The sequence below is a fragment of the Bradyrhizobium sp. INPA03-11B genome (assembly GCF_040446015.1).
GTDB lineage: Bacteria > Pseudomonadota > Alphaproteobacteria > Rhizobiales > Xanthobacteraceae > Bradyrhizobium > Bradyrhizobium macuxiense_A.
In genome coordinates, this window is sequence record NZ_JASGSR010000054.1 from 28,711 (window position 1) to 53,108 (window position 24,398).

Annotated in this window: 22 protein-coding genes; 14 read left to right on the forward strand and 8 right to left on the reverse strand. The window is 65.2% G+C overall.

Annotated features, from left to right (window positions below; translation table 11 throughout):
- Positions 1-265: 265 nt before the first annotated feature.
- From QMZ05_RS22445 to QMZ05_RS22455, 3 genes are read left to right on the forward strand one after another with little or no spacing between them, the layout of a single operon-like run.
- Positions 266-1,054: an alpha/beta fold hydrolase gene (locus QMZ05_RS22445; protein ID WP_353702715.1), complete on the forward strand. Its 789-nt coding sequence runs from the start codon at positions 266-268 to the stop codon at positions 1,052-1,054.
- Positions 1,051-1,392 (forward strand): hypothetical protein, encoded by a 342-nt coding sequence (locus tag QMZ05_RS22450; RefSeq protein ID WP_353702716.1) that lies wholly within the window; start codon positions 1,051-1,053, stop codon positions 1,390-1,392. Before QMZ05_RS22445 ends, QMZ05_RS22450 begins: the two co-directional genes overlap by 4 nt.
- Before the next feature lie 36 nt (positions 1,393-1,428).
- On the forward strand, positions 1,429-2,103 hold the full coding sequence (locus tag QMZ05_RS22455) for a dienelactone hydrolase family protein (RefSeq protein ID WP_353702717.1): 675 nt from the start codon (positions 1,429-1,431) through the stop codon (positions 2,101-2,103).
- Between the two features lie 116 nt (positions 2,104-2,219).
- Here QMZ05_RS22455 and QMZ05_RS22460 read toward each other — a convergent pair whose 3' ends face one another.
- From QMZ05_RS22460 to QMZ05_RS22470, 3 genes are all read right to left on the reverse strand, one after another.
- A complete protein-coding gene (locus QMZ05_RS22460) occupies positions 2,220-2,966 on the reverse strand; it encodes a polysaccharide biosynthesis/export family protein (protein WP_353702718.1) in 747 nt (248 codons plus the stop codon).
- 119 nt (positions 2,967-3,085) lie between these two features.
- Positions 3,086-3,745, reverse strand: coding sequence for a peptide-methionine (S)-S-oxide reductase MsrA (gene msrA / locus QMZ05_RS22465; RefSeq protein ID WP_353702719.1), 660 nt, complete (start codon positions 3,743-3,745; stop codon positions 3,086-3,088).
- Positions 3,746-3,875: 130 nt separating this feature from the next.
- Positions 3,876-4,193 carry a hypothetical protein gene (locus QMZ05_RS22470; protein WP_016842666.1) on the reverse strand — a complete coding sequence of 106 codons (318 nt, stop codon included), beginning with the start codon at positions 4,191-4,193 and terminating at the stop codon, positions 3,876-3,878.
- 372 nt (positions 4,194-4,565) lie between these two features.
- Between QMZ05_RS22470 and rpsT the strand changes: the two genes are divergently transcribed.
- The 10 genes from rpsT (at position 4,566) to QMZ05_RS22520 (ending at position 17,484) form a co-directional block, all read left to right on the forward strand.
- On the forward strand, positions 4,566-4,832 hold the full coding sequence (gene rpsT / locus QMZ05_RS22475) for a 30S ribosomal protein S20 (protein ID WP_021077661.1): 267 nt from the start codon (positions 4,566-4,568) through the stop codon (positions 4,830-4,832).
- A 1,239-nt stretch (positions 4,833-6,071) separates the two neighbouring features.
- Entirely contained in the window at positions 6,072-7,502 is a 1,431-nt protein-coding gene (gene dnaA, locus QMZ05_RS22480; RefSeq protein ID WP_074126562.1) for a chromosomal replication initiator protein DnaA, read from the forward strand.
- Positions 7,503-7,756: 254 nt separating this feature from the next.
- Positions 7,757-8,875 carry a DNA polymerase III subunit beta gene (gene dnaN, locus QMZ05_RS22485; RefSeq protein WP_353702720.1) on the forward strand — a complete coding sequence of 373 codons (1,119 nt, stop codon included), beginning with the start codon at positions 7,757-7,759 and terminating at the stop codon, positions 8,873-8,875.
- 78 nt (positions 8,876-8,953) lie between these two features.
- Complete coding sequence (locus tag QMZ05_RS22490) at positions 8,954-9,319, forward strand: DUF559 domain-containing protein (RefSeq protein ID WP_353702721.1); 366 nt, start codon at positions 8,954-8,956, stop codon at positions 9,317-9,319.
- Between the two features lie 73 nt (positions 9,320-9,392).
- Positions 9,393-10,529, forward strand: coding sequence for a DNA replication/repair protein RecF (gene recF, locus QMZ05_RS22495; protein ID WP_353702722.1), 1,137 nt, complete (start codon positions 9,393-9,395; stop codon positions 10,527-10,529).
- Between the two features lie 229 nt (positions 10,530-10,758).
- Positions 10,759-13,194: a DNA topoisomerase (ATP-hydrolyzing) subunit B gene (gene gyrB / locus QMZ05_RS22500; protein WP_353702723.1), complete on the forward strand. Its 2,436-nt coding sequence runs from the start codon at positions 10,759-10,761 to the stop codon at positions 13,192-13,194.
- 319 nt (positions 13,195-13,513) lie between these two features.
- On the forward strand, positions 13,514-14,806 hold the full coding sequence (gene murA / locus QMZ05_RS22505) for a UDP-N-acetylglucosamine 1-carboxyvinyltransferase (protein WP_353702724.1): 1,293 nt from the start codon (positions 13,514-13,516) through the stop codon (positions 14,804-14,806).
- Positions 14,807-14,956: 150 nt separating this feature from the next.
- On the forward strand, positions 14,957-16,354 hold the full coding sequence (locus QMZ05_RS22510) for an MATE family efflux transporter (RefSeq protein WP_353702725.1): 1,398 nt from the start codon (positions 14,957-14,959) through the stop codon (positions 16,352-16,354).
- The gene (locus QMZ05_RS22515; RefSeq protein ID WP_353702726.1) at positions 16,351-16,824 is read left to right on the forward strand and encodes a DUF2867 domain-containing protein; all 474 of its coding nucleotides are present in this window, start codon (positions 16,351-16,353) and stop codon (positions 16,822-16,824) included. The genes QMZ05_RS22510 and QMZ05_RS22515 overlap by 4 nt, the downstream gene beginning before the upstream one ends.
- A 3-nt stretch (positions 16,825-16,827) precedes the next feature.
- Positions 16,828-17,484, forward strand: a complete 657-nt coding sequence (locus QMZ05_RS22520) for a 2-hydroxychromene-2-carboxylate isomerase (protein ID WP_353702727.1) — start codon at positions 16,828-16,830, stop codon at positions 17,482-17,484.
- Between the two features lie 7 nt (positions 17,485-17,491).
- Here QMZ05_RS22520 and QMZ05_RS22525 read toward each other — a convergent pair whose 3' ends face one another.
- On the reverse strand, positions 17,492-18,631 hold the full coding sequence (locus tag QMZ05_RS22525) for an FUSC family protein (protein ID WP_353702728.1): 1,140 nt from the start codon (positions 18,629-18,631) through the stop codon (positions 17,492-17,494).
- A gap of 132 nt (positions 18,632-18,763) precedes the next feature.
- Between QMZ05_RS22525 and QMZ05_RS22530 the strand changes: the two genes are divergently transcribed.
- Entirely contained in the window at positions 18,764-20,134 is a 1,371-nt protein-coding gene (locus tag QMZ05_RS22530) for an MmgE/PrpD family protein (protein ID WP_353702729.1), read from the forward strand.
- 197 nt (positions 20,135-20,331) lie between these two features.
- On the opposite strand, the gene QMZ05_RS22535 is transcribed toward QMZ05_RS22530, so the two are convergent.
- From QMZ05_RS22535 to QMZ05_RS22550, 4 genes are all read right to left on the reverse strand, one after another.
- The gene (locus tag QMZ05_RS22535; protein WP_353702730.1) at positions 20,332-20,622 is read right to left on the reverse strand and encodes a DUF1330 domain-containing protein; all 291 of its coding nucleotides are present in this window, start codon (positions 20,620-20,622) and stop codon (positions 20,332-20,334) included.
- Between the two features lie 127 nt (positions 20,623-20,749).
- Positions 20,750-22,177, reverse strand: a complete 1,428-nt coding sequence (locus tag QMZ05_RS22540) for a serine hydrolase (protein WP_353702731.1) — start codon at positions 22,175-22,177, stop codon at positions 20,750-20,752.
- A 385-nt stretch (positions 22,178-22,562) separates the two neighbouring features.
- Positions 22,563-23,627, reverse strand: a complete 1,065-nt coding sequence (locus QMZ05_RS22545) for a helix-turn-helix domain-containing protein (RefSeq protein WP_353702732.1) — start codon at positions 23,625-23,627, stop codon at positions 22,563-22,565.
- Positions 23,628-23,680: 53 nt separating this feature from the next.
- Positions 23,681-24,256: a GNAT family N-acetyltransferase gene (locus QMZ05_RS22550; protein WP_353702733.1), complete on the reverse strand. Its 576-nt coding sequence runs from the start codon at positions 24,254-24,256 to the stop codon at positions 23,681-23,683.
- Between the last annotated feature and the right edge of the window lie 142 nt (positions 24,257-24,398).

Below are 24,398 nucleotides of genomic sequence, written 5' to 3' on the forward strand. Positions count from 1 at the left end.
AAGCCGCTTACGGCGGCAACTCACTGTTGGGTCTTGGCCGGCGCCCACCGGGTAAGCGACAGTTGCCGAAACAATGATCCGGTTCCCGGCTGGAGGCAATCCAATTTGGAATTGATCGAAAAGAATAAATTTCGGAAACTGCCGGTTGTGCGATGCGGCAACGGCATGAAGCTTTTGAAATGCCAGTATTGATGCCGTATCGATCACTCCTACCAAGGTCGGTAGCGCTGCCGGACCTGACATCGACAGCAGAAGGAGCCCGTCAATGGCCAAGCTCAACCGCAGCGGCGTCGATATCTACTATGAGATTCACGGCAGCGGCCCGCCCTTGATCCTCACCCACGGCTATTCGTCGACGTCGGCGATGTGGCAGGGCCAGATCGAGGCGCTGTCGAAGCGGTACAAGCTCATTCTCTGGGACATGCGCGGCCACGGCCAGTCCGACTATCCCGACAATCCGGATGCCTATAGCGAAGCACAGACGGTCGGCGACATCGCCGCCCTGCTGGACGCCGCCGGCGCCGACACTGCTGTTGTCGGCGGCCTGTCGCTTGGCGGCTACATGTCGCTCGCCTTCCATCGCGCCCATCCTGCGCGGGTGCGTGCGCTGCTGATCATCGACACCGGCCCGGGATTTAAGAAGGACGACGCCCGCGAGGTCTGGAACAAGCGCGCCCGCGACACCGGCGACCGCTTCGATCGCGAAGGGCTCGAGGTGCTGAAATCCTTGAGCGCCGAGCGCGCGTCGGTCACCCACCGCAACGCCAAGGGCCTCGCGCTCGCCGCGCGCGGCATGCTGGCGCAGCGCGATGCCCGGGTGATCGAGTCACTGCCTGATATCAAGGTGCCGTCGCTGGTTGTGGTCGGCGCCGACGACACGCCGTTCCTGGCGGCGTCCGACTACATGGCGGCAAAGATCCCGGGCGCGCAGAAGGCGGTGATCCCGAACGCCGGCCACGCCGTCAACATCGACCAGCCGCGGGCGTTCATCGACGCCGTGCTGCCGTTCCTCGACGGTCTCGCGGCGAACGCGCCCGGAAAGGCCGCCTCATGAAGACGGTTGTCGTCGCTCTGTTGCTGACGGCGGCCGCGACCGACGCGAACGCCCAGAAGCCACGGCTGTTCGCCGACCCGGCCACGCCGACCTTCACCGCGACGCTGTCCAACCACACGCCGCTCGCGTTCGGGATGGGCGTCGCAGACGCGCAACGCGCGCTCGGCACACCCTTCACTTATGTCAGCGGGCGGCCCGGCAACGAGATCTTCCTGACCTTCCGCGACCTCGGCGGCAGCGGGCTGTTCCCGCACCACGACCGTCTCTTCCTGCAATTCCGCAAACACCGGTTGACCGGCTGGAAGGCCGACTGGGGCGAAAACTGGATATGGCGCTAAACCCCTTCATGCAACCCCCAACGACAAGGATGGACCATGGGACAAGACATCAGACTGAAGGCTTCGGACGGATTTGAACTCGGCGCCTATCGCGCCGATCCCACCAGTGCGCCGAAGGGCGCTGTGGTCGTGATCCAGGAGATATTTGGCGTCAACCAGCACATCCGCGCGGTCTGCGACCGCCTGGTGAAGGAGGGCTATGTCGCGATTGCGCCCTCGATCTTCGACCGCATCACGCCGAACTTCCAGAGCGGCTACTCACCCGATGAAGTCGCCGAGGCGCGAAAGTTCGTCGCCAACCCCGACTTTCCCGCGATGCTGCGCGACAGCCAGGCGGCGATCGACGCGGTGAAGTCGGTCGGGCCGGTCGGCATCATCGGCTTCTGCCTCGGCGGCAGCATCGCCTATGCGGCCGCCACTAAGCTGAACGGGCTCTCGGCCGCGATCGGCTATTACGGCGGCGCCATCATCCGCTTCGCCGACGACAAGCCGGCCGTGCCGACGCAGCTGCATTTCGGCGAGAAGGATGCCGGCATTCCGCTGAGCGATGTCGAGACCATCAAGTCGAAGCGGCCCGAGATCGAGGTCTTCGTCTATCCCGGCGCACAGCACGGCTTCCATTGCGACGAGCGCGCGAGCTACGACAAGGCGAGCGCCGACATCGCCTGGCCACGCAGCATGGAATTTTTCGGGAAGCATCTGAAGAAGTGACGCTGTAAGCGTCATTCCGGGATGGTGCGCAAGCACCAGACCCCCGGTGCGCTATTGCGCACCTGAGGGTTCGATGCTGCGCATCGCCCCGGAGTGACGAAGGACGTTGTCCTTCGTCAGAACCAGCGCTCGCCGACGAACACCGTATCGCCCGGGCTCATCGGCGTGCCGAGCGGCACCACGAAGCGGCCGGCGCCGGACGCATCCGTGTGGGTCAGCGTCACGCTGTCGCGCTTGGCCCGCGGCGAGAAACCGCCGGCGATCGCGACCGCGCTCTCGACGGTCATGTTCGGCACATAGGGATATTGGCCGGGAGCCTGGACCTCGCCGAGGATGAAGAACGGCCGGTAGGATTCGATCTCGACCGCCACCGACGGCTCGCGGATGAAGCCGTTGCGCAGCCGTGCCGAGATTTCGCCGGCGAGCCCGGCCGGCGTGCGGCCACGCGCCGGCACCGAGCCGATCAACGGCATGGTGATCGCGCCCGCGGCGTCGATCGCATAGGAGTTGGTCAGGCCTTCCTGGCCGTAGACCACGACGCGGAGCTTGTCGCCCGGGCCGAGATGATAGGAGTTGTCGTAACCGGCGGGCCCACCCGGTGCGGCGGCGTAGACGACCGGGGCGGCGACCGGCGCGGCATAGCCATATCCAGGGGAAGCGCTGGCGAAGGCGGAACGCAATGCGCTGATGGCACCGCCGCCTCCATCGGCAACCGGAGCGGGTGCGTAGGCCGGACCATAGGTGACGGCATCGACGCCTTGCGGGCCGACCGCGACGGGACCGGACGTGCTCATGCAGCCAGACAGCGCGAGCGCAGCCACAACGGCAGTGATCGGCAATCGTAACGCGCGTGCAACCGGCACCGGACCTATCCCTCAACGGCGAGACAGGCCCAGTCTTGCACCACTTATGGTTAACAAAGAGTTTGCGCGGCCCGAGTGGGGAGCCGGAAGGCCATCGATTTAACGCAAGGCCGATGCGGTCAGGCGGCGGTGACGCCGACGCCGATCGGACACGACACGCCGGTGCCGCCGAGCCCGCAATAGCCCGCCGGATTCTTGGCGAGGTATTGCTGATGGTAGTCCTCGGCGAAGTAGAATTCGCCTGATGGCGCGATCTCCGTCGTGATCGCGCCGAGCCCCTTGGCGGCTAGCGCCTTCTGATACATCGCCTGCGACGCATCGGCTGCTTTGCGCTGCGCGTCGCTGAACGTGTAGATCGCGGAACGATACTGCGTGCCGATGTCGTTGCCCTGGCGCATGCCCTGCGTCGGGTTGTGGTTCTCCCAGAACGTCTTCAGCAGCTTCTCGTAGGAGACCTTCTTCGGATCGAACACGACCAGCACGACTTCGGTATGGCCGGTGCGCCCCGAGCACACCTCTTCATAAGTCGGGTTCGGCGTGTGGCCGCCGGCATAGCCGACCGCAGTGGTGTAGATCCCGTCGCCGAGTTCCCAGAACTTGCGTTCCGCGCCCCAGAAGCAGCCGAGCCCGAACACCGCCTGCTCGAGGCCTTGCGGATAGGGTGGCGTCAATTTGCTGCCATTGACGAAATGCGTGGTCGCGGTCGGGATCGGCGTCGCGCGGCCCGGCAGCGCCTCGGCGGCGCTTGGCAACGCGGTGGTCTTGCGCATGAACAACATGGACACCTCCAGGCGGGACATCGGCCGACGCGGGCTGCGGCCTGCGGGCCGGCTGTCACCTATATATGTCCTTACGCAGATGATGGCATCCCCGTTACTGATGGCTGCGGCCAACAGGACTGCAGCCGGTTCAGTCGCGTGCGTAACCGATCAGCGGCTTGCGCGGCCGGAACAGGATCATCAGCAGGATGCCGGCAATGCCGAGCACCGCGAACACTGGCTGCTCCAGCAGCAGGCGGATCACATCGTTCCAGAGCCAGGGCGCGAAGCGGTCCACCCAGGCATGGAACGCCTGCTGGCTCGACTGGTGGATATCGTTCCAGAACTGCCCGAATTGGGTGAACCGCAGGCTCTGGTCGGCGACGTAGCGGGCCCCGTCATAGACCATGAAGATGAAGCTGCCAGCGAGCAGCAAAAGGCCGATCAGACGGAAAAAGCCGCGGATCATGCGTCACCCAAACTCCCTGTCGCGCCCCACGCGTCGTCAGGCCTTACCGGGCGTCCCCCGGAAATTCAACCTCTTCAGCGGCTTATCCGGCCCCCGGAGGCCGATTTCAGGCCCTTTTTCGGTCCCGAAAGCGTTGACGCTATCGCCTGCGCCATCTATAAGACCGGCCGATGGCGGCGGGCGCAATCCTGCCGCCGCTGTTCTTTGGACAGTGCCGCATGCGGGGGCAGCAGTTTTGCGCTCTTCGTATGGCCGCCTCAAGGACACCCAAGTCAATACCTTGGACAAATACATCAGAGTTGAGATTTGAACCGGCCGGTGCGCGCAAGCCCGACCACTGAGCGATCACCGCCGAAGGACAGTTAGAGAACCATGGCCAACACCACCTCCGCCAAGAAGGCGACCCGCAAGATTGCCCGCCGCACCATCGTCAACAAGTCGCGTCGCACCCAGATGCGTGGCGCGGTGCGCACGGTCGAAGAAGCGATCAAGAGCGGCGACCGCGAGGCGGCACTCAAGGCGATGCGCAAGGCCGAGCCCGAGCTGATGAAGGCAGCGCAGCGCAACATCATTCACAAGAACCTCGCGAGCCGGAAGGTGTCGCGCCTCACGCAGAGCATCGCCAAGCTCGCGAAGTAACAAGCCGACCGGCACGCCGGCCAATCGAGCTGACTGAAGAACACATTTGTCACGAAGCCCGGCTCACGCCGGGCTTTTTGTTTTTGTCTCGACTTTTGTCGTGGAAGTTTCATAGCGCGAGAAGACTCAGCGTTGCCGAGCAACAAACTGCGTGTCATGTTTCGTCGCGTCCGTAGTTCTACCGGCAAATATGCTTAACGCAGCGCACTCGCCCAGAGATTGTCCTGCGCTAAGCTGGATAGATGGAATAGCGCGCGAACATTTCGCGTTGAAAATTGCGACGCGGGTTACCCTGCAAAAGTAATCGAGAAAAATGACGTCTCGCGAATTACTTATGCACATAGCGCTGAACAGCGATTGGAAAAATGACCGGCGCGAGACCAAATGTAAATTTTCTATGAAAAATTTTTGGTATTGCACCGTCGTTTGTGACACGCGTGAATCTGTGCGCTGATTCAAAAACTTGCTTTCGCAACTCAGCATAGGCAACGCCGCAACAGTCGCGAAGAGTCTCGATCCCCGTCGATTCCACGGATTGTCAGAAAATGCGCTTGGTGTATTTATTTCTTGTTCGCGACGCCCACGGCTCTCCAGATCAGCGCGGTTTGAGACCCAAGGGCGGACGCACAAATCGGCGGCGGTGTGTGCGTTAGCGACGCTCTCCAAGCGAAGCTAGATTGACGGCTCATAGCGATATGAGGACGGACGACCTGTGTCAAAATATCTCCGGCGATGTCCCCGGCAATTTGGGGGATCGAACAAGAGGGACCAGGACGTCAGTCGGAATCTGGCAGCGGGAACGCGGAGCAAGTGAACGGGTTGACGACGACACGGCGGCGGCGAAGCGCCGGGCATTTCGGTGTTCGGTAGCGGCAGTTCGAATTTGAAGACACCAGCAAGCTGACAACTTGCCGCGATACGTCGCGGTGGGAGGGGGAGGACTTATGCCTTACGGTATCATCACTGCAGTCGAACCAACGACAGCCGAAGTGCAGATCTCCAGTGGTGCCGTAATCAACCCCTCGGACGTTGGCTCTTACCCGCAGAGTCCGTCGAGTACGCGCTGACCTCGCGGGACGCATCTTCTCCAAACAGCTGATCTGTCGCGTGGCGCATGGCCGCCACACGGGAGAGCCATGTCCGGAGCAGACCGCGCCCGCTAGAGGTCGCGTCGTGGCAGCAAACCTGCGCGGCGCTTTCGCAATCATCATCTCTCAGTTTTGGAAAAGTACGAAGGCAATGACGAACACGGAACAGGATCGCTGGTCGCGGGTGAAGGGACGTTTGCGGACGAGCGTCGGCGAGGACGTCTACACGAGCTGGTTCGCACGGATGGATCTGGAGAGCGTGCACGATGAGAGCGTGCACCTGTCGGTTCCGACCCGGTTCCTCAAGAGCTGGATCCAGGCGCATTACGCCGACCGCGTTCTGACCTGCTGGCAGGCCGAGATGCCCGAAGTGCATCGCATCGACCTCACCGTGCGTTCCGCGATCCGTGCGATGGCGCCGGTGAAGGAAGCGGTTGCGCCGGTCGAGATGCGCCGTGTCGAGCGCACCGATGGCCGCCCCGCGCCCGAACTGCGCTCGGTTGCGACCGCGCCGGTGTCGGCCAGCCATGACGCGCTCGGCGGCTCGCCGCTCGATCCGCGCCTGACCTTTGCAAGCTTCGTCGTCGGCCGCTCCAACACGCTGGCCCATGCGGCTGCGCGCCAGGTCGCGGAGGGACGCCGTGGCGATCCCGTGATGTTCAACCCGCTCTACATCCATGCCGGCGTCGGCCTCGGCAAGACGCATCTGCTGCAGGCGGTGACCTGGGCCGGCAATTCGGGCGGCGAGCGCAAGGTGCTGTATCTGACCGCCGAGAAGTTCATGTACGGCTTCGTCGCGGCGCTGAAGACGCAGACGGCGCTGGCGTTCAAGGAAGCGCTGCGCGGCATCGACGTGCTGGTGATCGACGATCTCCAGTTCCTGCAGGGCAAGTCGACGCAGGCCGAGTTCTGCCACACGCTGAACGCGCTGATCGACGCCGGCCGCCAGGTCGTGATCGCGGCCGACCGTCCGCCGTCGGACCTCGAAAGCCTCGACGACCGCGTCCGCTCGCGGCTCGCCGGTGGCCTCGTGGTCGAGATGGGCTCGCTCGGCGAGGAACTGCGGCTTGGCATTCTCAAGTCGCGCGTCGCCGCAGCCCGCGTCCACCACGCAAGCTTCGACGTGCCGGAGGAAGTGCTCGACTATCTGGCGCGCACCATCACCCATAACGGCCGCGACCTCGAAGGCGCGATCAATCGCCTCTTGGCGCACTCCAAGCTCAACAACCAGCCGGTGACGTTGGAGATGGCCGAGCGCGAGGTGCGCGACCTGATCCGCCCGCAGGAGCCGAAGCGGATCAAGATCGAGGACATCCAGCGCGTGGTCGCCCGGCAGTACAATGTCAGCCGCTCCGACCTGCTGTCGTCGCGCCGCACCGCCAACGTGGTACGCCCGCGCCAGGTTGCGATGTATCTGGCGAAGACCCTGACCCTGCGCTCGCTGCCGGAGATCGGCCGCAGGTTCGGCGGCCGCGACCACACCACGGTGCTGCACGCCGTGCGCAAGATCGAGGCATTGGTCGCCAAGGACACGGCGCTGTCGGAGGAAGTCGAATCGCTGAAGCGTCAGCTCCAGGAATAGACTTCCGTCGCAGGCCTCGCCGGTTCGGTCGCCCTCCCCTTTGTCGCAAGGGGGAGGGCGACCCATTTGGGACCCAAAACGTGGGGAACAGACGCCGTCTCCCTTGCGCCAGCCCGCCATCCGCGCCACCTTGCGGTCCCCCCGTGGGTTTGATCAAATCCGGTATTGATCCGACTTTTCGGGTTTCCGACGCCGCGATGCTGCCCTGAACGGCCGCCCGGCTTTTCCATCTGAGGGATCTTGCGGGTATTGCAATGAAGGTCACCGTCGAGCGCGCGCAACTCCTGAAATCGCTGGGTCACGTTCACCGCGTGGTCGAGCGCCGCAACACCATCCCGATCCTCGGCAACGTGTTGATCCGCGCCGAGGGCGCCAAATTGTCGCTGAAGGCGACCGACCTCGATCTCGAGGTGACGGAGACCCTGGCGGCCGAGACCGGAACCGCCGGCTCGACCACGGTGCCTGCGCACATGTTCTACGACATCGTCCGCAAGCTGCCCGACGGCTCGCAGATCGTGCTCGAGGCCGACGGCGACCGCTCGGTGCTCGCGGTGCGCGCCGGTCGCTCGCGCTTCACGCTGCAGACCCTGCCCGAGAGCGATTTTCCGGGCCTTGCCGCCGGCGACATGACGCATTCGTTCTCGCTGCCGGCGTCCGACATCAAGCGCCTGATCGACCGCACCCAGTTTGCGATCTCGACCGAAGAGACCCGCTACTACCTCAACGGCATCTATCTGCACGCCGCCGGCAGCGCCAAGGCCGCGACCTTGCGCGGGGTTGCGACCGACGGCCACCGCTTGGCCCAGATCGACCTCGCGCTGCCCAAGGGCGCGACCGGCATGCCCGGCGTGATCGTCCCGCGCAAGACCGTCGGCGAGGTGCAGCGGCTGATCGAGGGCGACGACGCCGAGATCTCGATCGAGCTGTCGGACGGCAAGATCCGCTTCACGCTCGGCAATGTGGTGCTGACCTCGAAGCTGATCGACGGCACCTTCCCGGACTACGGCCGCGTCATCCCGCAGAATAACGACAAGGAACTGGTGGTCGACAAGAAGGATTTCGAAGCCGCCGTCGACCGCGTCTCGACCATTTCCAGCGAGCGCGGCCGCGCGGTGAAGCTGGCTCTGTCCGCGGGCAAGCTGGTGCTCTCGGTCACCAATCCGGACTCCGGCAGCGCCACCGAGGAGATCGAGGTCGAGTACGCCTCCGACGCACTCGATATCGGCTTCAACTCGCGCTATCTGCTCGACATCGCCGCCCAGATCGAGGGCGAGGTCGCGGTGCTGAAGCTCGCCGATCCCGGCTCGCCAACCCTGGTGCAGGACCGCGACAGCAAGGGCGCGCTCTACGTGCTGATGCCGATGCGGGTGTGACGATTTTCTCCGCGCACGCAACTGCACCCTCTCCCCTTGTGGGAGAGGGTGGCGCCGAAGGCGCCGGGTGAGGGGTTGGTGCCGCGCACGCCGAGCCATCGACCAAGCGACGAACGCCTCCGCAGCTTCGCAAAGAAGATGCGCCACGAGCCGACCGATGCCGAAGCGAAGATGTGGCGCCTGCTCCCTGATCGGCGCCTGTCGCACTTGAAATTCCGAAGGCAGGTTCCATTTCGGAATTACATTCTCGACTTTGCGTGCTTCGAGAAGCGGCTCATCATCGAGATCGACGGCAGTCAGCACGCTTCGTTGCCACAAGATGCATCAAGGACTGACGCGCTGGCAGCAGAAGGCTTCCGGGTCTTGCGCTACTGGAACAATGACGCATTGCGGACGCCCGGGGCTGTGCTGGAAGACATTATCGCCAAGCTTGCCGAGCTGTGAGATACCCCTCACCCGTCGCCTCACTTCGTGAGGCGCCACCCTCTCCCACAGGGGGAGAGGGGAAGGAAGAGAGATGACCCCGTCCCGCATTCATCGCCTGTCGCTGACGCATTTCCGCAATTACCTCGCGGCGACGCTGCAGGTCGCGGGCGACATGGTGGTGCTGGTCGGGCCGAACGGCGCCGGCAAGACCAATTGCATGGAGGCGGTCTCGTTCCTGTCGCCGGGCCGCGGGCTGCGCCGCGCGACGCTGGAGGATATTGCCGACAACCAGGGCGACGGCTCCTGGGCCGTGTCGGCGGAGGTCGAGGGGGCGCTCGGCCTCGCAACGCTCGGCACCGGCATCGATCCGCCGACCGGCGAGGCCAGCAACTCGAGGCGCTGCCGCATCGATCGCGAGCCGGTGGGTTCCGCGACCGCGTTCGGCGATCATCTGCGCATCGTGTGGCTGACGCCTGCGATGGACGGGTTGTTCATGGGCGCCGCGTCCGAACGGCGGCGCTTCTTCGACCGCCTGGTGCTGGCGATCGATTCCGAGCATTCCAGCCGCGTCTCGGCGCTGGAGCGCTCGCTGCGCTCGCGCAACCGGCTGCTCGAGGTGCGCAACTACGACGACCATTGGTGTGACGCGATCGAGCGCGAGACCGCCGAGCTTGCGGTCGCGGTCGCCGCATCGCGCGGCCAGACCGCCGCCAAGCTCGCGGTGATGCTGCGCGAGCGCGGCGCGGCCTCGGCCTTCCCCTCCGCCGAGATCATGCTCGACGGCTGGATGGAGAACGCGCTGTTGCAGGAGCCAGCAACCGCCGTCGAAGACCGCTACCGCGAGATCCTGCGCGCCAGCCGCCCGCGCGACGCCGCCGCCGGGCGTACGCTCGACGGCCCGCATCTGACCGATCTGCAGGTGGTCTACGCGCCGAAGAACATGCCGGCGCGCGACGCCTCGACCGGCGAGCAGAAGGCGCTGCTGATCGGGCTGGTGCTGGCGCATGCCACGATGGTTGCCGAGATGACCGGCATCGTGCCGCTGCTGCTGCTCGACGAGGTCGTCGCCCATCTCGATCCGAACAGGCGCAAGGCGCTGTTCGACGAACTCGCCAAGCTCGGCGCGCAGGTCTGGATGACCGGCGCGGACCCCGCCGCGTTCGTCGATATCGGCCCGACGGGGGAGATTTTCGACGTCGAATCCGGCCGCGCCACACGGCGCGGCTGAGGGCGCGGAGCAGGCTCCGAAAGGGCTTCGAATCTGCCTTCGAATCGGGCTTTTCAGAGCCTTCGGAATCGGCCTCCCCAGACCTTGAAAAAGGCCTAAAAAATCCTATCTATTCAACAGTTTGTAGAGAGAGACTTTGCGCTAGGCGCAACCCGTCTTTCGTGGCACAAATAGCGGAATCAGCGCCTCATATTGCGCAGCTGATTCGGGACATCCTCGAAGGCCTCACATGACTGAACCTGCGCGGCAGACCCCTGCCGAATCTGAGCATCCCATTCCGGCCGAATATGGCGCGGAATCGATCCGGGTGCTGAAGGGCCTCGACGCCGTCCGCAAGCGGCCCGGCATGTATATCGGCGACACCGATGACGGGTCCGGCCTGCATCACATGGTCTACGAGGTCGTCGACAACGCGATCGACGAGGCGCTGGCGGGCCATGCCAGCCGCGTGCTGGTCACCCTCAACGCCGACAATTCGGTCACCGTGTTCGACGACGGCCGCGGCATTCCGGTCGACATCCACAAGGGCGAAGGCGTCTCGGCGGCCGAGGTCATCATGACCCAGCTCCATGCCGGCGGAAAGTTCGACCAGAACTCCTACAAGGTCTCCGGCGGCCTGCACGGCGTCGGCGTCTCCGTCGTCAACGCGCTGTCCAGCAAACTCGGCTTGCGGATCTGGCGCGACGACAAGGAGCACTACATCGAATTCGCGCACGGCGATGCCGTGGCGCCGCTCAAGGTGGTCGGCGATGCCCCGGGCAAACGCGGCACCGAGGTCACCTTCCTGGCCTCGACCGAGACCTTCAAGAACGTCGAATATGATTTCGCGACGCTCGAGCACCGGCTGCGCGAGCTCGCCTTCCTCAATTCCGGCGTCCACATCGTGCTGTCAGACATGCGCCACGCGGTCGAGAAGCGCGAGGAGATGCACTATTCGGGCGGCGTCGAGGAATTCGTCAAATATCTCGACCGCAACAAGAAGGCGATCGTGCCGGCGCCGATCATGGTGCGCTCGGAAGCCAACGGCATCGGCGTCGAGGCGGCGCTGTGGTGGAACGACAGCTACCACGAGAACGTGCTGTGCTTCACCAACAACATCCCGCAGCGCGACGGCGGCACCCATCTGGCCGGCTTCCGCGGCGCGCTGACCCGCCAGGTCAACGGCTATGCCGAGGCCAATGCGAAGAAGGAAAAGATCGCGCTGACCGGCGACGATTGCCGCGAAGGCCTGACCGCCGTTCTCTCGGTGAAGGTGCCCGATCCGAAATTCTCGTCGCAGACCAAGGACAAGCTGGTGTCCTCGGAGGTTCGACCCGTGGTCGAGAACGTCCTCAACGAGGCGCTCGCCGCCTGGTTCGAGGAGAATCCGAAGGAAGCCAAGGAAATCGTCGGCAAGGTGATCCAGGCCGCCGCGGCCCGAGAGGCTGCGCGCAAGGCCCGCGAGCTGACGCGCAAGAATCCGCTCAGCGTCTCCTCGCTGCCCGGCAAGCTCGCCGACTGCCAGGAGAAGGATCCGGCCAAGTCCGAATTGTTCATCGTCGAGGGCGACTCGGCAGGCGGCAGCGCCAAGCAGGGCCGCAACCGCGAATTCCAGGCGGTGCTACCGCTGCGCGGCAAGATCCTCAATGTCGAGCGCGTGCGCCCCGACAAGATGCTGTCGTCCGAGCAGATCGGCACCCTGATCACCGCGCTCGGCACCGGCATCAGCGACGACTTCTCGGTCGACAAGCTGCGCTACCACAAGATCATCGTGATGACCGACGCCGACGTCGACGGCGCTCATATCCGCACCCTGCTGCTGACCTTCTTCTATCGTCAGATGCGCTCGATCATCGATGGCGGCTTCCTCTATATCGCCCAGCCGCCGCTCTATAAGGTCTCGCGCGGCAAGTCCGAGCAGTATCTGAAGGACGAGCGCGCGCTCGAGGATTATCTGATCTCGACCGGGCTCGACGAATGTGTCTTCAAGCCGGCTTCAGGCGAGGACCGCTCGGGCCGCGATCTGCTGTCGCTGGTCGAAGACGCCCGGATCATCCGCTCCGTGCTGCGCAACCTGCACAGCCGCTACAATCGCGCGGTCGTCGAGCAGGCCGCGATCGCGGGTGTGCTGAGCCCCAGGATCACCGGCGAGATCGCGACCGCCAATTCGGCGGCGGAATACATCGCCAAACGGCTGGACGCCGTGGCCGAAGAGGTCGAGCGCGGCTGGATCGGCACCTTCACGGAAGGCCACGGCTTCCAGTTCGAGCGCACCGTGCGCGGCGTCAGGGAAGTGGCCGTGATCGACGACGCCTTCCTCGGCTCGGCCGACGCACGCAAGCTCGATGAATACGCGACCAAGCTGCAAGAGATCTACGTGCGCGCGGGCAGGCTGCGGCGCAAGGATGCCGAGCAAATGATCCATGGTCCGGTCGACCTGTTCGAGGCCGTGACCGACGCCGCCCGCAAGGGCATCTCGCTGCAGCGCTACAAAGGTCTCGGCGAGATGAACCCGGAACAGCTGTGGGAGACCACGCTGGACACCGAGGCGCGCTCGCTGCTCCAGGTGAAGGTCAAGGAGGTCGACGAGGCCGACGATATCTTCACCAAGCTGATGGGCGACGTGGTCGAACCGCGCCGCGACTTCATCCAGGAAAACTCGCTCAGCGCCACCATCGACATCTGAGGGGCTGCGACGCTTTGCACCACCGTCATTGCGAGGAGCGAAGCGACGAAGCAATCCATCTCTCAGCTTGCGGAGCCATGGATTGCTTCGCTTCGCGCGCAATGACGTGAGCCGTGCGGTCTACGCCATCGTCCTAAAGCGAGCGGCCATGGGATGACATCTCCGTGACGACGCGATCGACACAGTCGCGCACTACCTTTCGGGTGGATGCTGCGCCGGGAATTGTGTTACGGTGCCGGACGGCCATTGATTCCGTTGCGGAATTTCGCGTGGCCAAGTTTGAATCCAAGTCTGAATGATGCGTTAGGGGACATTCCGCGTGCCGCCGATCCAATACATCGTCGAGGGCGGCCGCCGCCTTTCGGGCACCATCGAGCCGTCGGGCAACAAGAACTCCGCGCTGCCGATCATCGCAGCTGCCCTGCTCACCGAGCATCCGGTCACGCTGACCAACGTGCCGCGTATTCGCGACACCGAAACGCTGGTCGAGCTGTGCCGTTCGGTCGGCGCCAGCGCCGAATGGACCGAGCGCAACACGCTGCAGATCCACGCCAAGGAAATCCGCGCCGCCGATCTCGATCCGGCGCTGTGCGCACGCATCCGCGCCTCGATCCTGCTGGCAGGTCCGCTGCTGGCCCGCTGCGGCGAAGTCGCGCTGCCGCCGCCCGGCGGCGACGTGATCGGCCGCCGCCGGCTCGATACGCATTTTCTGGCCTTCGAACAGCTTGGCGCCACGGTGACCGCGACGCACCGGCTGGAATTCCGCGCCTCGCGCCTGAAGGGCGCCGACGTGTTCCTCGACGAGCCGAGCGTCACCGCGACGGAAAACGCGCTGGTCGCCGCCGTCGCCGCCCGCGGCACCACCTATCTGCGCAATGCGGCCTCCGAGCCGCATGTGCAGGACCTCGCGAATTTCCTGATCGCACTCGGCGCCAAGATCGAGGGTGTCGGCACCAACACCATCATCGTGCATGGGCCGGCGACGCTCGGCAGCACGACCTTCGCGATCCAGCCCGACCATATCGAGGTCGGATCGCTGGTCGGCCTTGCCGCAGTGACGCGCTCGCCGCTGCGCATCGCGCGCGCCGGCGTCGAGCATCTACGTTCGATCCGGATGGGCTTCGAGCGGCTCGGCATCGTCTGCGGCATCGAGGGCGACGACCTCGTCGTGCCGTCGAACCAGACCATGAAGATCCAAGACGATTTCGGCGGTCACGTGCCGAAGCTCGAGGACCAACCCTGGCCGGCCTTCCCGGCGGACCTGATGTCGATCGCGATCGTCACCGCGACGCAGTGCGACGGCGTCATCCTGATGCACGAGAAGATGTTCGAGTCGCGGATGTTCTTCGTCGACAATCTGATCGCGATGGGCGGCCGCATCGTGCTGTGCGACCCGCACCGCGCGATCGTCGCCGGGCCGAGCCGGCTGCGCGGTGCGCCGATGAATTCGCCCGACATCCGCGCCGGTATGGCGATGCTGCTCGCAGCGGTGTGCGCCAACGGCACCTCCACCATCAACAACGCCGACCAGATCGAGCGCGGCTATGAGCGGATCGACGAGCGGCTCAATGCGCTGGGCGCCAAGATCAAGCGGATTCCAGCCAGATCCTGATCGGAGCATGATCCGGAAAAGTGTGAAGCGGTTTTCCGATCGGTTCATGCTCAAACAACAATTTGGGACGCGACGATCTCTGCGTGAGATCGTCGCGTTTGGGCAGCTTGGCCATCCTTCCGGCCGGTTTGCCGTGCTAGACGTGCCGTCATGACCTGCATCGACAAGATCGACCCGGCCGCGTCGCGCGCGGCCGTCGTCCCCTCTCGCAAGCTGCTCACGGCCGAGCTCGCGGAAACGCTGAAGCTCGCGGTGCCGCTTGCGCTGACGCAGCTCGGGCAGATCGCGATGATGACGACCGATCTCGCCTTCATCGGCCGGCTCGGCAGCGAAAGCATCGCTGCGGCGGCGCTGGCGCATACCGTATATTTCGTCAGCTTCACCATCGGCATGGGCATGATGTCAGCGGTGTCGCCGCTGGCCGCGCAGGCCTTCGGTGCGCGCGACCCGCGGGTGATGCGGCGCGCGCTCCGCGTCGGCCTGTGGGCCGGCTTCTTCATGGTGCTGCCGCTGATGGCGCTGCCGTTCCAGGGTGAGCGCATCCTGCTCGCGCTCGGCCAGACCCAGGCCACCGCGCATCTGGCGCAGCAATATCTGTTCGGGCTCGCCTGGGGCATCCTGCCGGCGCTGTGGTTCATCGCGATCCGCGGCTTCATGAGCGCGGTGAACCGGCCGGAGCCCGTGCTGTGGATCACGCTCGCGGCGATCCCGGCCAATGCGCTGATGGTCTACCTGCTGCTCTACGGCAAATGGGGCATGCCCGAGCTCGGCATGTTCGGCGCCGGTCTTGCCACCACGATCGTCAATCTCGGCACCTTCCTCGCCGGCGTGTGGTTTGCGGCGCGCCGCCGTCCATTCCGCAAGTACCAGGTGTTCAGCCGCGTCTGGCGCATCGACTGGCCTTTGATGGGCAAGCTCGTCGCCGTCGGCGCGCCGATCTCGATCGCCTTCCTGCTGGAATACGGCCTGTTCGGCGCCGCCGGCCTCTTGATGGGGCTGATCAGCACCACGGCGCTGGCCGCTCACCAGATCGCGCTGCAGATCGCGGCGATCCTGTTCATGGTGCCGTTCGGCGTCAGCATGGCCGCCACCGTGCGGGTCGGCCAGGCGGTCGGCCGCCGTGACCCCGACGCGGTGCAGCGTGCCGGCTTTGTCGCGGTCGCGCTCTCCGGCGTGTTCATGAGCGTCATGACGCTGGCGGTGATCCTGGCGCGCTTCGAGATCGCGGCGCTGTTCCTCGGCGAAGCCTCCGACGCCACCGCGCAGCTCACCGCGATGCTGCTGCTGATCGGCGCGACGTTCTTCATCGCCGACGGCGTCCAGACCACCAGCGCCGGCGCACTGCGCGGCATGAACGACACCCAGGTGCCGTTGCTGTTCGCCGTCATCAGCTATTGGCTGATCGGCTTCGCCTCGGCCTCCGCGCTGGCCTTCTGGGCCAAGCTCGACGCGCCCGGCGTATGGATCGGGCTGTCGCTCGGCACTGCGGTTTATGCGACCCTCCTGATCTTGCGTTTCCGGCTGTTGGCACGCAGACTGGTGGGATGAGGGTCGATGAGATCATACCGAACGTGGATTCCGCTACGCTGCTCGCCGGCGCGCAGTTCATCGATGCGTTCCGCATTGCGACCACGGACCCCGGCCTCGATGCACGGCACGCCACCGAGGCGATGGTGGCCCGATGGCCGCGCTGGTTCAAATGGCTGATCGCTTTGCGCAATCTGCTGGTCGCGCCGCTCGGGCTGAAAACCTCCGGCGCAACTGAGGGCGTGGCGCGCGACATGATCGGGATCTTTCCGGTGGTCAGCGAGACGCCCGAGCGGCTGGTCGCCGGCTTCAACGACAAGCATCTCGACTTCCGCCTGGTGGTCGACGTCACCAGCGCCGGCGCCGCGCGCAACATCACCGCCACCACGCTGGTGCTGACCCACAACTGGCTCGGCCGCACCTATCTCGCGGTGATCATGCCGTTCCACCGCCTGATCGTGCCCGTGATGCTGCGCAAGGCCGGGGGCTAGCGTATGCCCCTGTCGGTCGACCTGTTCTTCTCGTTCCGCAGTCCGTACAGCTACCTCGCGCTGCCGAAGACGTTGAAGATGGTCGCCGACTACGATGTCGCAGTGAATTTGCGGCCGGTCTATCCGCTCGCGGTGCGCGTGCCCGGCTTCTTCAAGAAGACCAATCCGCAATTCGCCCGCTATGTCGTGCTCGACTCCAGCCGCGTCGCCAAGCATGAGAACATCCCGTTCCGCTTTCCGCGTCCGGACCCGATCGTGCAGGACATGACGACGCTCGACGTCGCCGAACATCAGCCCTACATCCACCGCCTGACCCGGCTCGGCGCCGCCGCGCAGCTCGAGGGTCAGTCGCTCGCCTTCACCTCCGCCATCAGCCGTGTGCTGTGGGACGGCTCGGTGCAGGGCTGGAACGAAGGCGATCATCTGGCGCGAGCGGCCGATGCCGCCGGCTTCGATCTCGCCGCGATGGATGCGGCCATCGCCACCGATCCCGACCGCTATGAGCAGGTCATCAAGGGCAATGAGGAGGCGCACGCGGCGTCCGGCCATTGGGGCGTGCCGACCTTCGTATTCGCCGGCGAACCCTTCTTCGGTCAGGACCGTATCGACCTCCTGATCTGGCACATGGAAAGCAAGGGCCTGACGCGCCGCAAGGCCTAGCCAAAGATCACGCCGCGCTCTTCTCCGGTGCATCAGCGACGATCTTCTCCGCAGTCTCGCCGTTCGTGCACCAATTGCCATGGCAGCGCTTGAGGTCGTTGAGGTTCTGCCGCATCTGGTCGAGCGAGAAGCCGAGTGCGTAGAAGCGTTCGGCGGCATCGACCGGCAGGCCGCGGATCAGGCCATCCCTTCGCACCGCGGCGACCTCCTCGCTGTAAGCATGCAGCGCGGCATCGACCGGCGCCATGTCGGCCGGGCCGCTGCCGGCGCGCAAGGCGGTCGCGACCGACACCATGTAAGTCACGATCGCCTTGCTGACCTCGGCCAGCGGCCGCGCCAGCCGGGCCTGGATATCGGCCGGCAGCGGCACGACACAGGCCCGTCCGATCATCACGACGTCGTGCCGCAGCCGCTGGATGGTCCGCAGCAGAGGGCCGGTGTCCGGCCCCGATGACAGATGCATCGAGCGCTCGCGCTCGGCCTCGAGGCCGGTCGCGTGCAGATTGGTCACCGCGGTGCCGATGCCGTCCTGGATCCGGTGCAGCGCGTCGTTGTCGAGCCCGCGCGTCAAGCCGGCGAGCAATTCGGCGAATGCTGCCGAAAGCAGTTCCAGCAGCTTCGATGCATTGACCCTGATCTGGCTGACCGCGCGCGACGGCAGTACCAGGAACGAAATCACGAGGCCGGTGAGCGCACCGACCGTGACTTCGAGGACGCGGTCGATCGCGGAATCCAGCGGGTTGGAATGATGCATCGTCGGCAGCAGCAGCACGATCACCGCCGTCACCGTCGCCGAGTTCAGGCTGGGATTGAGCGCGGCGATAAACGCCAGCGGCACGATCGCCAAGACCAGCAGCGCCAGCAGGCTGCCCTCGCCGGAATGCGGGATCAGCACCGCGATCGCGCCGCCATAGATGGCACCGCCGATGGTGCCGAGCATGTAGTCGCGGGTCGCCTTCAACGAGCGGCCGACGCTCATTTGCGTGACGATCAGCGAGGTCAGCACCGCCCACAGCGGCAGCATCAGGTGCATCGCCACCGCGATGGTATAGGCCGCGACGCCCGCGGAGGCGATCCGGACCGCCAGCGCCAGCTGCGTCTTGCGGGTCCAAAGCTTGTCGAACATGCGTTTTGCGAAGGTCCTCATGCACCCTGATCCGCAATCAATGGAAAGGCCTATGTTAAAGGACGTCGAGCATGGCTGCTGCCCGCGGCGGCAAGGTGGCTTGAAAGGCCAAACCCGCCCGCCTACCCTGCGCCGCAAAATTGAGGAAACACGATGGCCCACGAAACCGCAACGCTCGCCGCCTACGTCGCCGACCTGAAATTTTCCGACATCCCGCCGCAGGTGCTGGAGCGTGCCAAGGTTTTGACGCTGGATTTCCTGGGCAGCACCATCCGCGCCCGCCGCGATGCGGAATCGACCCCTTCGCTGATGAAGATGCTGGAGGCGCTGGCGCTGGACGGCAAGGGCGAGGCCACGGTGTTCGGCGACACCAAGACCTGGACGCCGGCGGTGGCGGCGCTGCTCAACGGTGCGCTCGGCCACTCGCTCGATTTCGACGACACCCATGCCGATTCCTCGCTGCATCCGAGCGCACCCGTGGTGCCCGCTGCGTTCGCGGTCGGCGAGATGGTCGGCGCCTCCGGCCGCGACGTGCTGACCGCGATCGTCGCCGGCTATGAAGTGTGCTGCCGGCTCGGCAACGCGCTCGACCCGACCTCGCATTACGCCCGCGGCTTCCACCCCACCGCGACCGCCGGCACCTATGGCGCCGCTGCGGCGGCGGCAAAACTGTTCGGCCTGTCGAAGGAGCAGATCGTCTCCGCGTTCGGCATCTCCGGCAGCCAGGCCGCGGGCTCGCTGCAATTCCTGGTCAACGGCGCCTGGAACAAGCGCTACCAGGTCGGCGCCGCCGCGATGAACGGCGTGATCGCCGCGACCCTGGCGCGCAACGACTTCGTCGGCTCGAGCGACTCGGTCGAGGGCAAGCATGGCCTTTTGGTCGGCTATACCGATGACGCGCATCCGGACAAGGCGGTGGCCGGCCTTGGCAGCACCTACGAGACGCTGAAGATCGGCGTGAAGCCCTATCCGAGCTGCCGCTACACCCATGCCGCGATCGACGCGCTGATCGCGATGCGGCGCGAGCACAATCTGACCCCGGACCAGATCAGGAAGGTCGAGATCGGCCTGCACCGCAACGGCATCACGCTGACCGGCGACGCCGCCACCAAGCGCCACCCGACCTCGGTGGTCGGCGGCCAGTTCTCGATGTTCTTCACCGGCGCGATCGCGCTCGACCAGGGCCATTTCGGCTGGGACGATTACGACCGGCTGGGCGATGCGGCGATCGATGCGCTCGCCGACAAGTTCGACGTGGTGCAGGACGACCGGCTCGAGGTGGGCCGTACCCATCCGTTCGGCGCCCGCGTCTCGATCACGACAGACGACGGCGTGCATGAGCGGCTCTACGCCGACCCGTCGGGCGAGCCCACCTCGTTCCCCGACGCAAAGGCGATGCAACAGAAGTTTTTGACTCTGGCCCGCCCGGTGCTCGACAAGCGCGCCGACCAACTCGCCGAAGCGATCCTGACGCTGGAACGGTTTGATCGCGTCGAGCAGGCGACGCGGCTGGGGCGGCAGTAGGCGGGGCGCCTCATCTGACGCAGAGTCGAAGCGGCATCTACCGCTGTCGTCCCTGCGCAAGCAGGGACCCATACTCCGCAGCTGATGTTGTGAACGGGACTCGTCGTTCCAGCGTCACGCAATAAGCGGCATTTGTGGTTATGGGTCCCTGCGTTCGCAGGGACGACACCGAGTTTGGGAAAAGACGAGCGCCTCCCCTACTCCGGCCCATCAATGATCACGAAATCCCCGTCCGAATACTTCTGCCGGATCGCTTTCGCAGCCTGATAGTCCGCACAGGTGTAGCATTCCATCGCGGTATCGCGATCCTTGAACTCGATGACGAAATTGCGCTGGCGCGTTGCGCCTTCCATCACCTCGTAGGGGCCATTGCGCACGATGAAATTGGCGCCGTATTTCTCGAACACCGGCATCGCGGCGGCGAGGTATTCGGGGTAACGGGCTTCATCGTGCACCGTGACGTGCACGATCCAGTAGGCTTTTGGCATGATGGTCTCCGGCTGAGGCGCGGTTCAAGAAGCTGTGGCGCACCTCCTGCGAGATGCGTCACGGCATCAGAAAATTCCTCACGCGGAGATTCAATTCACGATCGCGCGGTGGTGTGTGACGTGCCCGTCACTTGCCGCCCGCGAGCCGCGCGCCTGTCGCGGTCGCCGCAACGACATCGCTAACCAGATCAAACACACCGTCCGCCTTGGGCGGCGAGTTCGGCGAACGGCCGAGCCGCACAATGACCAGCCGCTGTGACGGCACGACAATCACATACTGCCCGATCGTGCCCTTGGCGAAGAAGGCGTCGCGCGGCCAGCCGTGCTCGACGCGATACTTGGCGCCAAAACTGTCGCCGAGATTGGTCCAGAAGCCCGCGCCGATGCCGACCCAGGCGTTCGGCGTCGGAGACGCCGAGTACTTCACCCAGCCCGCAGGCAGGATGCGCCGGCCGCCGACGATGCCGTCATCGAGATAGAGTTGGCCGAACCGCGCCCAATCGCGTGCGCTCGCCATCATCGCACCTGATCCTTCCGGCGTGCCCACCGCATCGAACTGCATGACGACGTTGCGCATGCCGAGCGGATCGAACAATTCATGATGCGCGAAGCGCAGCACGTCGGCGGCATGGCTGCCGGCCGCGTCGCGGATCAGATGCGAGAGGATGACGTAATTGCCGTCGTGATAATTCCAGACCTGTCCCGGTGCCGTTTCGAGCGGAATGCTCTCGGCATAGTTGGCCATATCCGATTCCATGTACTTCATGCGGTTGACCGGTTCGAGCGCGGAGGCGAGCGAAGCCTGCAGCGAACTGCCGAGCGCAAGGCCCGCAGTGTGACGCAACAGCTGATCGACCGTGATCGCGTGCCTGGGATCCTTCGGGTCCTGCCAGGCCGCGATCGGCACCGGTTTATCAATCGCAAGCTTGCCGTCGCGCACTAGGACTCCGATCAGCGCCGAGATCACCGATTTGGTTGCGGAGAAGCCGAGCAGCGGCGTGTCGGTGCCGATGCCGTCGGCGTAGCGCTCGGCGACGATGCGGCCATCCTTCATCACCACAACCGCGCGGGTGCGGCGGAACGGTGGCTCGGCCGGTTCGGCAAAGGCGCGATCGAGCGCGGCCGCGAGCTGCGGGCTCTGCGGCGCGACAAGCGCGGGGCCGGCGACCTCGGGCAACAGGGCGGCCTGCGGCCGTGCGGGCGGCAGCGCGATGTCCGCCAGCGTCTCGCCATGTTCGAGGGTGCAGCCGACGCCGTCACGATAGACCGCATGGCTGCGGCCGAGCCCGAACAGCGTCACGGTGACGTCCCTGCGGTCGAGGTCGACCTCGGTGTCCATCGCCCAGGTGATCAGGCCGGTGCCGGGCATCGCATCCGTGGTCTCGGTGAAGTTCCGCTTCGGGTCGAGCCTGCTGACGAAGGTTTCGGAGCAGATGATGTTGGCGACAAAGCCGGTCGCGACCTTCGGCACGTCGCGGGCGCGGGCGGCGGACCAACCCAGCGCGCCGAGGGCGGTGGTGGCAGCGAGAATGAGAATGAGCTTTCGACGGGTCACTTGTGTCCTCCGGCATGAGTGCGTGGCGGGAGGAAGCAGGAACGGACGCGGAAGGGCTCGCCGGATTTGGAAATCGGGCTAGCTGGGGATTGGAGGCGGCTGGTCGATTCTGGAATTGTCCTGTGATTACAGCGGCATTCTGGAATCGCTACGCCCTTTCGTGAGGCGAGCAGGAAAGTTGGGCTCCCTCCCCCCTTGCGGGGGAGGGTTGGGGAGAGGGGTGGCCCCGGGCGAGACCGTCGATGAGAGCAGCGTCGTCACAACTCGCAGCACAACATCGAAACTCGAATTGAGAGACCACCCGTGTGGCACCCCTCTCCCTAACCCTCCCCCGCAAGGGGGGAGGGAACCCTGCCGCCGGTGCGTCCCTTACATCAGCGGTCCCTTACGCCGCCGTCGCCTTCAGCTTCCGATACTCCGTCGGGGTCACACCGGTCGTCGCCTTGAAGGCGCGATTGAAGGGGCCGAGGGACTGGAAGCCGGCGTCCATCGCGATGGTGATGACTGGCACCTCGGCCTGGGCGGGGTCGGCCAGCGCGGCCTTGGCTTCCTCGATGCGGTGGTTGTTGAGGAAGACGTTGAAATTGCGATAGCCGAGCCGCTGATTGATCAGGCGCCGCAGCCGGTATTCGGGAATCCTCAGCCGGGTCGCCAGCGTGCCGATGGTGACGTTGTCCTGGCGGTAGATGCGCTCGTCCGCCATCAGGCGCATCAGGGCATTGACCAGCTTCTGGTCGGCAGCCTCCTCCATCGCGGCCGGCTGCTGCGCATTGGCGATGGCCGGCTCGACCGGCGCGGCGAACAGATCGGCGCCATCGACGCGCATCATCGCCCAGGTGATACCAGCGACAATGGCGGCGAGCACGCCCGCGTTGAGCAGATTGGCCCACTCCACGGTCATGCGGCTGCCGGCATGTGCGATCTGCAGCAGCGCGTTCATTCCGCCGTACAGCGCAGAGGCCGCGACGATGAAGACACGGACACGGCGGCGGCGCTCGACCAGATCCGCCGACCACGATCCGATGGTCTGCGCCACGGCAAGCACGATGAAGACGAGCGTCAGCAGATTGACCGTGGTAATCGCGGCTTGCGCGTGGCCGCTAGGCGCGATCCACATGCAATTGACGAAGCTGAACGTCACCACCGCGGCCCAGATCAGACCGTGCCACCAGCGCAGGACGAAGGCGTCATCGAACAGCGCGCGGGTGAACAGCCAGAACACCACGATGTCGCCGGTCGAAATCGCGATCAGCGGTGCGTGCCAGATCGAGATCGGCTCCCCGGCGCCAATCGACGCGGTCACCGCATGCGCGGCCGTGCCGAGCGCGAAGGCGATCACGAGCCGCCCCGCCAGCACGTTGCGAAAATCCGCGAACATCGAGGCCGCAAGCACCAGCAGCAGCGTCACGGCGGCGGCGCGCAGGCAGAGTTCGGTTGCGGCCAATGTCATCGGTCGAAAGGATCTCCGGGTCAGCCGAACAATCGTCGGTCAGGCGGGGTTTTTCAAGCCGGATCGCGGCGCCAGCGCTGGCGCGTCGTCACCCAGATATCAACGACATCGCCCTCGAGCTTGCCCGGCCCCTCGTTGTCGGCGCGGAGCCGCCGCGCCACCGCCTGAGAGGCGACGTTGTCCGGATCGATGCAATGGATGATGCGGTCGAGCGTGAAATTGTCGAACACCCAATCGATCGCGGCGCGCGCGGACTCCACCGCATAGCCCTTGCCGCGATACTCCCTGGCGATGCCCCAGCCGACCTCGAAGCCCGGCCATTCCGGCGGATAATACGGGCCGACGCGGCCGATGTAGCGGCCGGAGGATTTTTCCTCGACCGCAAACATGCCGAAACCATGCAGCGCCCAATGGCCCGAGATGATGGCGGCATTGCGCCAGCCCTTCAGCTCCGAGGTGACCGGCTGATGATCCGGTGTGATGAAGCGCGCTGTCTCGGGGTCGGACAGCATCCGCGTGTTGTCGGCGATATCGGACGCGCGCCATGGCCGCAGGAAGAGCCGCGCGGTCTCGATCACGGGACCGTCGACCTGCAACAGTCTTGCGCCGGGCTTGATCAGAGAAACCATCGGCAGCTCCGGTTTCCAAGAATACGCTGTTATCACGCGCACAAAGACGCCAAAAGTACTTCGTCGTCCCTGCTTTCGCACTAGGGCATGCACAGATCTCTGAGGCTCCATCCTGCGGCGACGGCGTGGAAGTGTTCGAGGC